At 38.6% G+C, this 12,497-nt stretch carries 16 protein-coding genes; all 16 read right to left on the bottom strand.

The genetic code is table 11. The features are described from left to right. Positions 1-5 precede the first annotated feature (5 nt). The 16 genes from LMF32_RS09670 to LMF32_RS09590 are packed head-to-tail and all read right to left on the bottom strand — an operon-like array spanning position 6 to position 12,335. Positions 6-1,418, bottom strand: coding sequence for an aldehyde dehydrogenase family protein (locus LMF32_RS09670; protein WP_230524617.1), 1,413 nt, complete (start codon positions 1,416-1,418; stop codon positions 6-8). A 20-nt stretch (positions 1,419-1,438) separates the two neighbouring features. Beyond that, a complete protein-coding gene (locus tag LMF32_RS13710) occupies positions 1,439-2,434 on the bottom strand; it encodes a cob(I)yrinic acid a,c-diamide adenosyltransferase (protein WP_347401916.1) in 996 nt (331 codons plus the stop codon). Between the two features lie 9 nt (positions 2,435-2,443). Continuing rightward, complete coding sequence (locus LMF32_RS09655) at positions 2,444-2,707, bottom strand: EutN/CcmL family microcompartment protein (RefSeq protein ID WP_230524616.1); 264 nt, start codon at positions 2,705-2,707, stop codon at positions 2,444-2,446. Positions 2,708-2,711: 4 nt separating this feature from the next. Beyond that, complete coding sequence (gene pduM, locus LMF32_RS09650) at positions 2,712-3,185, bottom strand: PduM family microcompartment protein (protein ID WP_230524615.1); 474 nt, start codon at positions 3,183-3,185, stop codon at positions 2,712-2,714. Beyond that, entirely contained in the window at positions 3,185-4,033 is an 849-nt protein-coding gene (gene eutJ, locus LMF32_RS09645; RefSeq protein ID WP_230524614.1) for an ethanolamine utilization protein EutJ, read from the bottom strand. Before eutJ ends, pduM begins: the two co-directional genes overlap by 1 nt. 23 nt (positions 4,034-4,056) lie before the next feature. Then, entirely contained in the window at positions 4,057-4,677 is a 621-nt protein-coding gene (locus tag LMF32_RS09640; RefSeq protein ID WP_230524613.1) for a phosphate propanoyltransferase, read from the bottom strand. Next, the gene (eutM, locus tag LMF32_RS09635; protein WP_230524612.1) at positions 4,670-4,957 is read right to left on the bottom strand and encodes an ethanolamine utilization microcompartment protein EutM; all 288 of its coding nucleotides are present in this window, start codon (positions 4,955-4,957) and stop codon (positions 4,670-4,672) included. Before eutM ends, LMF32_RS09640 begins: the two co-directional genes overlap by 8 nt. Before the next feature lie 38 nt (positions 4,958-4,995). Beyond that, the gene (locus tag LMF32_RS09630; RefSeq protein ID WP_230525105.1) at positions 4,996-5,250 is read right to left on the bottom strand and encodes a BMC domain-containing protein; all 255 of its coding nucleotides are present in this window, start codon (positions 5,248-5,250) and stop codon (positions 4,996-4,998) included. A 35-nt stretch (positions 5,251-5,285) separates the two neighbouring features. Then, the gene (locus LMF32_RS09625; protein WP_230524611.1) at positions 5,286-6,065 is read right to left on the bottom strand and encodes a BMC domain-containing protein; all 780 of its coding nucleotides are present in this window, start codon (positions 6,063-6,065) and stop codon (positions 5,286-5,288) included. Beyond that, on the bottom strand, positions 6,062-6,439 hold the full coding sequence (locus LMF32_RS09620) for a glycerol dehydratase reactivase beta/small subunit family protein (protein ID WP_230524610.1): 378 nt from the start codon (positions 6,437-6,439) through the stop codon (positions 6,062-6,064). Before LMF32_RS09620 ends, LMF32_RS09625 begins: the two co-directional genes overlap by 4 nt. A gap of 3 nt (positions 6,440-6,442) precedes the next feature. Further along, positions 6,443-8,269, bottom strand: a complete 1,827-nt coding sequence (locus LMF32_RS09615) for a diol dehydratase reactivase subunit alpha (protein ID WP_230524609.1) — start codon at positions 8,267-8,269, stop codon at positions 6,443-6,445. Between the two features lie 18 nt (positions 8,270-8,287). Further along, positions 8,288-8,833, bottom strand: a complete 546-nt coding sequence (locus tag LMF32_RS09610; protein ID WP_230524608.1) for a diol dehydratase small subunit — start codon at positions 8,831-8,833, stop codon at positions 8,288-8,290. Between the two features lie 14 nt (positions 8,834-8,847). After that, positions 8,848-9,555 carry a propanediol/glycerol family dehydratase medium subunit gene (locus tag LMF32_RS09605; protein ID WP_230524607.1) on the bottom strand — a complete coding sequence of 236 codons (708 nt, stop codon included), beginning with the start codon at positions 9,553-9,555 and terminating at the stop codon, positions 8,848-8,850. Between the two features lie 14 nt (positions 9,556-9,569). Beyond that, entirely contained in the window at positions 9,570-11,231 is a 1,662-nt protein-coding gene (locus tag LMF32_RS09600; protein ID WP_230524606.1) for a propanediol/glycerol family dehydratase large subunit, read from the bottom strand. 16 nt (positions 11,232-11,247) lie between these two features. Continuing rightward, positions 11,248-12,048, bottom strand: coding sequence for a propanediol utilization microcompartment protein PduB (pduB, locus tag LMF32_RS09595; protein ID WP_278046291.1), 801 nt, complete (start codon positions 12,046-12,048; stop codon positions 11,248-11,250). Then, a complete protein-coding gene (locus LMF32_RS09590) occupies positions 12,045-12,335 on the bottom strand; it encodes a BMC domain-containing protein (protein ID WP_230524605.1) in 291 nt (96 codons plus the stop codon). Before LMF32_RS09590 ends, pduB begins: the two co-directional genes overlap by 4 nt. Between the last annotated feature and the right edge of the window lie 162 nt (positions 12,336-12,497).

Below are 12,497 nucleotides of genomic sequence, written 5' to 3'. Positions count from 1 at the left end.
TTTTTTTATTTCAAAGAAAAACCATCAGTGACAACCATTCTTCTTCTTCTTGCAAAGTGGCGAGCTGATGTTGTTCCTTCTCCAGTTGGTGTTGCTATTGTAAGAGTAGTCGGGCCTTCACCCATAACTCCTAATCCAGCAAAAGATGGACCGTTGACAACAAAAATAGTGGTGTTAATGACTTTCGCTACTTTGTTTATTCTAGTCAAATCTTTCGAGTGCATAGTCGCTGTATGTTTTAGTCCTTGTTCAATCATTACTGCAGTCTCACAAGCTTCTTCAAAGTTGTTAACTGTCACTATCGGTACAATCGGCATAAGCATTTCCTGAATCACAAAAGGATGTGTTTTTTCTGTTTTCATGATAATCAACTTTGGATCTCCTGTATAAGGAAGTCCTGCTGCATCTAAAATAAAACTTGCATCTTTACCAATATACTTTTTATTAGGTCCTTTATCCGTTAAAGTCATGTCTAAAAGATGCTTGATTTTTCTTTCATCTTTCACAACATATGCTCCGGCAGACTGCATGCTTTCAATTAACCTATTTGCCACTGATTCAACGACGACCACACTTTTTTCAGCCGTACATAAAACATTGTTATCGAAACTTGCTCCCCATACAATGTCTTTACCGGCTTTAGCAATATCTGCTGTCTCATCGACAAGCGCAGGCGGGTTTCCAGCTCCTGCACCAATCGTTTTTTTACCACTAGATAAAGCTTGACGAACAACACCAGGTCCACCTGTAACAACTAAAATGGCAATATCTGGATGTTGCATCATCTTCTGAGCTGCTTCAATGGATGGTTCTTCAATGGTTACTACCAGATTATTGATTCCAGTTACTTTAAAAGCTATTTCATTCAATTTACTTACCAGCCAACGAGAAACTTTTTTTGCGCCAGGGTGGACACTAAAGAAAATAGCATTACCTGCTGCCAACATTCCAATTGCATTATTGATTAATGTAGCTGGTGGATTTGTACTCGGTGTTACCGCTCCAATAACACCATATGGCGTCAATTCATACAAAGCCATACCGTGGTCTCCAGTAAACGTTTCAGGTCTTAAATCTTCCACTCCTGGAGTTTTGTTTAAGGCTAGATTAATTTTTGTAATCTTGTCTTCTACTTTCCCCATCCCCGTTTCTTCAACTGCGTCTTTGGCAATTTTTCCGACGTAAGGCTTGAGATCTGTACGGATTGCTTCAACTACTTGATTCCGGATATCCATTGAACATTTACTGTATTCTTGTTGCGCTTTCTTTGCGGATACGATTGCTGAATCAACATCTTGAAAAATTCCGTCTTTAGATTCAGAACCAGAAGTTCCAGAACTATTGACAGCAGTACCAGAACCTTTTATCTCTTTTACAATATTTCGAATCATTGCTTCTAATTCTTTTGTGTTTTCCATATCAAAATCCTTTCCTCTCTTTAACAAATACCAGCTTCTGCAATAATCTGGTCCTCTTCAACAGATCCACCGCTGACTCCGATGCCACCAATGATTTTACCTTCAAGGTAAATAGGCAAGCCCCCGCCAAAAGTGACGATTCCACCACCTGTACTTGTATTGCTTTCTATTTGGTATAAAGGAGCACCAGGCTGAGAAGAATCTTTTAGTTTATGGGTGGGTGCTTTCATAGCGACTGCTGTATAGGCTTTCTTAACCGCTAGATCCAAACTTACAAGTAAAGCTTCTTCCATACGTTTTTCTGCAATCAATCGCCCAGACGAGTCTACTACTGCAATCGTTACTGGCACATTTATTTCTTCCGCTTTTTGTTTGGCTTTTTCAATAATCGTATCGGCTTGATTGAACAAACTTGTTATACTGTCTTTTAATTTCGTATCTATTTCCTTTAAATACTTCTGGTATTTTTCAACGACCAATTGGACGATCTTTTCTGTATAATGATCATCATCTTCAATCCTTGCTAAAATATAAAGGCAATCCGATAAACGATTTACGTATTTTATTAATTCCGGTCGGATATCCTCGATCTGAGATAATTGAATCAGTTCTCTCTCAGCTCTTCTACAGACTGTTCTCGCAACATGTAGCTGTGCTCCTGGAACAGATTTCCCCGGAAGGACAAAACTTGTTACTTTTTCAAGTTCAATAGAAAATCTATCAATTACCTCTTCTAGAAATGAAATACTTTGTTCCGTGATGATATCGCTTTTATTTACCAATTTTTCCATATCTGTTGTTGCTATTTCAGCAGAAACAAGGAATAGTTTCTTTTGGATCTCTACTAGGATATCTTTACTTTCTTTACGTGTTGCAAGTTTTTCAGCTAGACTGATAAAGGCATTCAACTCATCCATGGTTCCGTAAGTATTTACTCTATTTGAATATTTTTTTACTCTCGTACCATCAAATAAGCTAGTTTCTCCTTTATCACCAGTTTTAGTATAAATTCCCATAATGTGACCTCACTTTTCAAAGCTATCTATGATACCGACAATAGAAGCATCAATGGCATTTACACCGTTTGGAAAAATGTTTCTTGCAGCAGATCCTCTTGTGAGCAGAACGTATTCCCCGATTCCTGCTCCAACAGTATCGACTGCTACTTCTTCCCTGTCGGACTCTTGTTCATCACTATTAATGATTTTGACGATCATTAATTTCTTTCCAACTAAAGATTCATCTTTCTGTGTAGAGACAATGCTGCCGACAACTTTTCCAATTTGCATTCTATCAAAACCTTTCAACTACTTTTATTCGTTTTTTATCTTGCACTTCTTTTGCCAAATCAGTAACGAGTTGATTTTTTGTAAGCATTACTATTGATGAGTCAGGTAAGCAGACCATTTCTTTGTAGGTGATGGCTTTATTGGTAAAAGCCAATATTCTTTCTTTTTTTTCACTGTAAACCTTCACTGGCCATTTAACGAGAATCTCAATTGGAATTATATTGTATGTCGAAGAAGATAAGTGGAAATGAAAGATAACACCATAACTGATACCTTCCATAATCCACGCAACAAAGTCATCCTCTATCAGATCAGTCATTTTTTTGAGCATAATGCTGTTTACTCCGATGATATGAATTTCTTTATTCTCTAAAAAACTTTTTACTGTATACTCATTCTCCTTTTGGAAGTTTACTGTTAGTACATTCGTTTCTCTTTCCGTTAACTTTTTTACAATTGCTTCGATCAATTTATCCATTACTCTGCCTCTTTTCCACAATTCATCGCAATTCCTATAGGAGTTACAAACTGAGGGAAACTAGGTTTGACCACCGCTTTATTAAGGTACTTAGAAAAAGTATCTGTAAAATCGGAAAAATTCGATGCCCCACCAACTAAGTAGATTGGTGAATCCGTTATATATCCAGAATTCTCAATAGCTTTTCGAGTGATTTCTGCCATTTTTTCGACTACCGGCTGGATCACTAAAAAGTTTTCTCTTTCTTTCTTTTTATCTCTCTTTATCTGCTCAGCTTCTTCGTAAGATACATTGTGGTAACCGGCCAATACCAGAGTCATATGAGTTCCGCCGGTAGGTTCATCTAAAACGTGCTGGATTTCCCCTTTTTCGAATACACTGATTCCCGTTGTTCCTCCACCTACATCAACAACATATCCATCATTGATCTTCAGCAGACAGGCAGCTGCAGTTGGTTCGTCGACAATGTTATCCACTTCCATTTCAGCACTTTCAATAACATTCCCTACGACTGATTTATTTTTCCCTATTGTACCGGGAGGAACAGCTCCTGAAGCAACTGTCAATTGTCTGCCGACAGCTTCTTCCGCATCCGCTTTCAATTTCCTGACGATTTCAACTGCTTGAATGTAATTAACAACAAGACCGTCCCTAATGACATTAGCATATTGGAAAGAACCGTAAACTGGATTGTCTTCATCATCTAATACAACTAGTACAATAGAAGAGGTACCAAGATCAATACCGACTTTCAGGCTATTCTTTTTATCGAATGGTAACACTTTGCCAGTATTTACAATCTGATTGAACGTCTCCAGAACTTCATTAGCACTTTCAACTTCTTGCATCTTGTCACCTCCCTTTATACTCATTATGTTATGATGCGGCATCTAGTATCTGAAGAAATATTCGCAGCATTCGCTTCATCTGTATCGATATGCATTTCAAGAACAAAATTTTCATGTGGTCTGATGACCACATCGTCGAAGATCGTTTTTCTTTGTGGAGTATCTACCTCCACTTTAACGATATCTCCCTTTTTCAAATCTAAGGAAGCTGCTTCTTTAGTATTCATGTGAATATGTCGCTTCGCGATGATACATCCTTTTATTGTGATGCTGCCATCTTTAGTTTTTAAAGTAATTTCTTCTGCTTTACTTAAGTCTCCTGATAAACTAACTGAGGCGTTTACCCCTAACTTACGTGCATCTGTCTTAGATATTTCTACTTGCGAGATGTTTCTAAGCGGTGCAAGTAATCGAACATTAGGTATCTCCCCTTTCGGACCAATGATAGTGACTGTTTGTTCAGCAGCGAATTCTCCCGGTTGCTTCAAATTTTTCTTTTTTTTGACCGGTTGATTCGGAAACAGCACATCGTAATCTTCTTGTTTGAGATGCAGATGCCGATTAGATATTCCAATCGGCACTTCGGGAGAAGTCATCTCAATAACTATTTTCCGTACTAGATCCTTGAGGCTTGCTTTATCCATTTACAGCACTCCCTCTAGGAAGAATTTTTTCTACATCGCTATGAGGACGTGGAATAACATGGATCGAAACCAGCTCTCCAACACTTTGCGCTGCCGCTGCTCCTGCATCTGTAGCTGCTTTTACAGCTCCAACATCTCCTCTTACAATAACCGTTACTAAACCGGATCCGATTTTTTCGTATCCTTCTAGTCTCACATTTGCGGCTTTCACCATTGCATCCGCAGCTTCGATCGCTGCTACCAAACCTTTTGTTTCTACCATTCCTAATGCATCATTCATTTATATTCCGCCTTTCTATCCATTGAACTTAGAGCCCATTATTTTTTTGGAAGAATTTTCTCTACGTCACTATGAGGGCGTGGGATAACATGGATCGAAACCAGTTCTCCAACATTCTGTGCTGCCGCTGCTCCTGCATCTGTAGCTGCTTTTACAGCTCCAACATCTCCTCTTACAACAACTGTCACTAAACCAGATCCAATTTTTTCATATCCTTCTAAAGTTACGTTCGCTGCTTTCACCATTGCATCTGCCGCTTCGATTGCTGCTACTAACCCTTTTGTTTCTACCATTCCTAATGCGTTATTCAATGTAATCCATCTCCTTTTTATTTACTAGTGGAAGAAATTGTCTTTTTTCCGTTTGAAGTCGTATTTCTTGTTGTACGTGTTGCTTTTTTTTGTGTTGTTCTTTTTGGTGTAGTTGTTGCTGCTGATTTAAGATTTGATTCTGTAGTAGTTTTAGCAGCACCTTCAACTTTTTCACTTTTTTTTGCTTCGAGAGCGTCTTGACTTTGCGAAGCGATGGCAGATTCGTTTTTCCCTTTAGAAGTGACTAGTGGGCTTTCTTTATCCTGTACCTTTGGAATACTCACTGATGCTTTTTCCGGGCTGCCGTTTTCCTTATTGTCTTCTCCTGTTTTATCGGGAGTAGATTTTACTGCAGGTCTTTTTTGGTCGTCTGTATTCTCAGCAGATTTTCCAACTGTTTCTGGTGTAGTTGTTTGAGCCAATTTTGTATTCTCTTTTACGGAAGTTCCTTGTTTTGAACTGTCTTCACTTATTTTGTCAGCTACAGATCCTTCTGGACCCCTTTTTTCATCCTGTATTTCTTCTTTATGAAGAAACTGCTTCGCTATATCTCCCATAGGCCTTGGGATCACTTTTGATGCAACAAAGGTATTTGACTCCTTCGCTTTTGCAGTACCTGCTTCAATTGAAGCGTTTACTGCACCAACATTGCCGGAAACTTTAATAGTCATCCAACCAGAGCCTTTAGTCTTTTCGATGTTGATCAATTCAACAGATGCTACTTTCAGCATCGTATCCATTACATTAATGGATGCTGCGAGCCCTCTTATTTCAATTAAGCCAAGTGCTTCATTCAAAATGACACCTCCAAACCATTGTTTTCTTTGAATATGTCTCCTTTAACCAACCTTGCTGCATTGCTGCCTAAAGTTCTCATCAATTCTTTGGGCTTTGATTGATAGTCAGAAACCTTAAAAAGATACTTTTTCATTTCCAAATTTTTATAATGGACGACTACCTCACTTTGATTACAACCAATCCCTACAGAGAGTCGTGACTCTTTTGAAGCCTCATAAGCTGAGGAAATGGCGTTGCTGTTATCATTCTTTTTTATCAAATAAGGAATCCCTTCCTCTTCTATCCCAAATAAAACATCTTTTAATCTTTTTTCATCAATTGTGTTATGGATATTTATGACAATTGTAGGGCGATTAGATTCATTGACTGTCATCCTTTACACCCCTTTTTTAACATAAGATAAAATCAAACCGGTCGCGACTGCGTTTCTTGGACCTTCTACTCCTCTAACATTACCTCTTCCGGCTACTAATGCATTTTTAGAAAGTGCATCTGTAACTAATTGAGGGATCTCAAAATCAAGAGCAGAGCCTCCAACAATAACGATGAAGGGAATATCGCGAATATTACCTGTGGGACTAACTTTTACCAGTGCACGGATAGCATTCGTAACAAATACTCGTTCTTTCGCAGTCTGTCGGACAACTTTGATCTTTTCAATGGATTCCTCCAAAGGTATCGGAAGCAATCCATCTGGTTTAACAATCACAACTCTTGCAAAAAGATTAGGTGCCAATGGTTCATTGAAAAACTGAACACTTCCATCTTCATGACGGATATGGAATACGCTTTCAACTTTAGCTAGAGGATATTTTTTGATATCTTCCGCTAAATGTTTGTCTTCCAATCCTAGTTCGGAATCAATGACCATTGTTACCATATCACCGGCTCCAGCGAGATGGATCGATATAATTTCTTCTTTTTTGTTTATGATCGAAGCATCCGTTGAACCTGCCCCTAAATCTAATATTGCTAAAGGAGTGTCTGTTCCAGGTGTCGTTAGTGCTCCAAAAATCGCCGCTTCTGCTTCCACTCCTCCTATTTCAACAGAAACATTTGTTTCTTTTTCTATTTCATTAGCGATTAGTGACATTTGCAAGTGATCGGATTTAACCATTGAAGCGATTCCCACAGCTTGTTCCATTGAATATTCACCAGCTAACCCGCCTTTTACATCTAGTGGAACAAATGTATCGACAGCCAGTAAGTCTTGGATAAAGATATCTTTAGTTTCTTTATCTGTTAAGCTAGCCATTGTCAATCTTACTTTTTCCAACATACCTCCGACATTTGTTCCTGATTCACCTGTTACGTTATCCACATTGTCTACAGAAGAAACAACTGACATAATTTTTTCCGATCCAGCCGAAACGTCTACCGTTTGGATTCTGCCTTTGCTGAAAATGCTGATGGCACCGGCGGGAATGGTTCTAGCTTGTACATCGCCTTTAGGAGTTTTGATCACCACTGCCGAACGGTTTCCAATCAAAGCTCTTGCAATGGGAACAATATTTTTTGTATCTTCAGGTGAAAGGTTAAATACCGTTGCAATTCCATAAGGATTAGACAACTGAGAGATAACTTTTCCTTGTTCAACGACTTCCAACGCTGCCAACATGCCAAGCGGAACTTTATCAATGAAAGATATTTCATCCACTATAGGTATTTTTTTATCTAAACGATTATTTACCAGTACTCCGTCATCTGCTTGTAAGACCGCTCCAACTACAGAATACCCTTTCTTTACATAAGCATTGATCAATTGGGCAACTAAAGCGAAGTCAACTTCTTTAGGAACAACGACAATATACTTTTTCTCTTCCATCGGCTTATTCAATAAATCTAATACAGAAACTGTTTCCCCAATACCGATTCCTAGACCTCCAGGAGTTTTGGGGTTATGACCGATCATAGTAGATTCCGTAATAATCGTTTCTGTGATATTTTCCATCGCTACATCTCCAATAACAGGTGTAGCTTCATTAATACGAATAAGGTCTATATCTTTCATAGTAAGATTTGTTTTGCTGAGTAAGCTGTTCAAAGAATCATAGATTCCGTGTAAGTTTTTCTTTGTTCCTTTGATCCCTGTAGTAGTTGCAATTGAAGAACCAAGGAATTTGACTTCTCCCGTTGGTGAAACCTCTGCCATAGCAGCTTCAGTTGACGAATTCCCAATGTCTACACCAACTATTCTTTGCATATGATTCTCTCCCTTTTTTTATTCGTCATCGTCGCCTTTTAATTTTTTCCGTTTTTCATAGTTTTCTGCAGCTTCACGAATGAAATTAGCAGTAATCGTTGCTTTGTAGTTTGAATCCAATTCATCAGCAATCTCCAAAAGATCTTGTTTCGATGATCGATATGGACGAAGGGCATTATAAATTTCCAGTATGCGATCGTCCGGAACGCTTACTAATTCAGCAGCACGCGAGAAGTTTCTTGTAATTGTTGAACGGCCAGCACTTTTTGCGATCTCACCTTGAGCTTTTAAAATATCTGATGTAATCCGTACATCTTTCGCATCAATAGTTCCATTCATTACGTTTTCCAATGTAATATCTTTAAACGTTTTTCCAGTCGCTGTTTTTACCCATTCAGGGTGTTTTTGTGCAATGGGATAATCTTTTGTTGTTACATTACCAAAAGGAGAAGCTGCACTTGAACTTGGAGTATGTGTTTGTGCTGATACAGTAGTTGTCGTATCTCCACTGTTCATGTCTTCCAATATTTTTCTAACTAAGCTTTCTACTGATTCTGTACTCATTTTTTTACACATCCTTAAATAGTTATAGTGAATTCTTCAGCTCTTTTACCTTTGTTAACTTGTTTTGTTTCTTTAATGTGCAGTAAAGCCGATAAAGCTTGGTATCTTGGACGAGCCATTTGATCATTAAGAGTTGCTACAGGCGTTGGTGATTCTCCTTTAGCATATTTAGCTGCATTTTTACCGATTGCACGGTAAGTTTCTAGCGTAATAAGCGGTGCTTGAGGGAATAGTTCTAAGTTGGACAATGGTTGCAGATCTTTTTGGTGAATGACTGCTGTTCCTTTTGATTGCAGACCAATTGCAATTCCTGATCCTGATAAGTTGTCCCCTACAGATGAGATGAAAGAGACATCTGCAGTTTTGTAAACTTTAACAAGTCGAGCTTTCAATCCCTCTTCTTCAATACCAGCAACTAATTGACGGATAATTTCTTTGTGTGGTACGTCAACAATATTGGTCTTTTGAGCAGAAGCAAATGCTGGAGCAACAGCAATGACAACTTCATCTTTTGATGTTCCCGTTTTTGCTTCTCCTATACTCTTCATCCATGATTCTTCTTCAGATGAATCTTTAACTACAGTAGCTGTTGCAGTGCTTGTTTCAGTGCCTTCTTCCATACCACTATCTTGTCGGAAAGAAACTTTTTCGATACTATTTCCCATTTCTTTTAAAACTTCTTCAATAACTGATCGCAATAATTTTTCATTGATTTCTGCCATTTTTATCCCTCCTCTTAAATGTCTCTAGGATCGATTGCTGTAGGAATATTTTTAACTTTTTCCCACTCTGCACCATCTAGACGGTAACCAGTTCCTGGTCCAGCATAATCATTCGGTTCATTAACAGCAGAGATAACTTTCCAATCTTTATCAAAGATTGATGCTGTTTGTAAGAAATCACCTGTTGTACGTTGTTTTAGCTGGTTCAATACACTTTGTGCTGTATCTTCAAAATTGTGTTTAGCTAAACCTTTGACAATATCTAGACCTGTTACACCCCTATTCATAATATCAGATGCACCTTTCAGATCTTCAACGACACTACGGTCTGGCATATCATGTGAACCATACGCATAAGTTGCTGCTTCAACTTCTTCTTCAGTAACAGCCGGTAATCCCAGGCTTTCAAAGACAGCTTGAATTGCGCGAGCACCTTTATTTCTAATTTTTACGACTTCTTCTTCTGTAACTGGTCTCAATCCACCGTCTACTCTAAGGTCACGTTGGATAACATTATAGTCATCGTAATCTTCTGCATCCGTATTCGAACCTGCGAACATATTGTCGTAGTTTGGAACGGAAGAGTAACCTGAAGAAACATAATCTGTTCCTGGTAACAATTGCATCAATAACCTTGCTGTTCTTCTCATATCTGAATGTGAGAAAGTTTGGTCATTTCCTGAAGCATTCTCTAAATCGAGCATTGCAGTAATAAGATTTTCACCTAAGATTGCACGAATTCCTGATGGAACGGCGGCTGGGATCCCAACACAACTGATCGATCCATTTTGTAATCCTTGAACACCTGCAGCTTTAGTGATGAAAATACACCTTGCTTCTAGATACAACATTGATTTTCCTTCAGCAAATCCCATTTGAACTTCAGAACCTGTACCGGAAGTAAAGCGCATTTTGATCCCGCGAGAAGCATAAGCAGAAGCTAAAAACCCTTTAGACCAAGGAGTGTCATCTCCGTCAGTAAAGACATTTTCTGTTCCATATACTGAGATGGTTTCAGCATATGCTGTTAAACCGCGCATCCCTAAATCTAATTCAGTTGCTTCTTCTGAAGAACATTGTGCTAGTGTACCAGGTCTCCCTACATTTGATCCAACCATAATACTGATAGCATTTAATGGAGCGTAACGTGCAACTGCTGTTGTTGATTCTTGTTCATCGAATCCCCTAAAAGCACCTTCCGCTGCGTCTGCTGCGATCAAAACGGGATTATCTCTAAGGTTTGTTACATGAGACTGAGTAGCTGGTCTTTTTCTGGATCTCATTTTTTGGACTGACATCATCATTTCTACAACATTCATTTCACTAACTACTTCGCATACTTTTGCTGGCGTCATGGAAGTGGTCAATGCAATGACCTCTGAACGGGAAACATTTGGATCAACCAATTTATTGGCCAGCTCTTTTGAACTCATATTAATAACTTTTTCAGCATTTTCTTTATTTATTCCATAAGTAGCAATAAAGCTATCAATCAAGTCAAATTCTTCTTTTTGTTTCCCATCTAATTCAACGATTTCTCCATTTTCTATCCGAATACTTGGCTTTGGATCATTTGGACTGTCCATTGCAATAAAACCCTCATCGACCCATTCTTTGACAAACCCATCTTTATTTACTGGTTTATTTTCTAAAATTTCAAAACGTTTTGATCTCATATTGTATCCCTCCTAATTAAATGTATGATGGAGCGCCGTTAACAGGTTCGTCTCCCATACTTGACAATAATTTTTTACCGACTTCTCTAGCAGAAATAACGGCTTGTCGAACAGCACCGGAATCTCCTGTGATTTGCAGAATGGCTTCATTCGAGAAACTTGTTCCACCATTACCCGGTGATCCAAAACCAACGACTTCAACGTTTGCTGCTTTTACAGCTGCATCTGCCATTACGACACCGATCGCAGCCGGCGCACCAACAATTAATCCGAATGCTTTCCCAACTGGCGCTCCGAAAGCTTTATTTACGGCATAACTTGCACGTGCTGTATATTGCAATTCTATGTGTCCAGCTTCATTAGAATATACATCTCCAAATGTTCTTTCCACTTCTTGTAATGTTACTTCAACTGCTCGTTTAACATCGGAAACGTCTTCTCCACCGAAGATGATCAATGATCCATGACCTGCTCCATCTTTTGTATCTCTTGGCAATTCAATTAGAACGATTTCTGTATTGGTTGCTTTTACAGCTTCATCTGCAGCCATAATGTGCGGACCTGCACCGGTTCTGGCGCCTACGATACCAATCGAACGATAAGACTTTTCTAATTTCATTGATTCCAACAATTGAGAATCCACATTAGCAATAACTAAACCAATAGTGTCTCCTGTTTTTGTTGATCCAATGTATTCTGTTAAGCTTTTTGCGTTATTCACCATGATTGAATCTCCTTTCGGCTGACTGTCCTTTTTATCCATCTTATCTAATACTCTATTTAAAATATCATTGATTAACAGGTCTTGATCATTCATTCTTCACCAACACCTTTTGTAGGTAAAATTCTTTCAACATCACTGTGAGGTCTAGGTATGACATAACTAGAGACTACCTCTCCAATTCTTTCAGCTGCACTAACACCTGCATCTACTGCTGCTTTCACTGCTCCTACATCACCTCGAACCATAACCGTTACTAATCCTGAACCGATTTTTTCAGTTCCGATCAATACAACATTTGCTGCTTTTACCATTGCATCTGCAGCTTCAATCGAGCCAACAAGCCCTTTTGTTTCAATCATACCTAACGCTTCTTGTTGCATAGGTCTTCCTCCTCAAATTATATTGACTACCCGACAATGAAATTGACTACAAGTATTCCCTAAACTTTTCATACTATCATGGAGTTTTTGCTCTCTTCGTTTAGACCGATCCCTCCATTTAGTGCAAAAAGCAAAGGTGCTTAAAAAGCGACTTTAAAAAGT

It is taken from the genome of Desemzia sp. C1 (assembly GCF_020882875.1).
Classification (GTDB): domain Bacteria; phylum Bacillota; class Bacilli; order Lactobacillales; family Carnobacteriaceae; genus Desemzia; species Desemzia incerta.
This window is presented reverse-complemented; position numbering and strand designations above follow the sequence as displayed.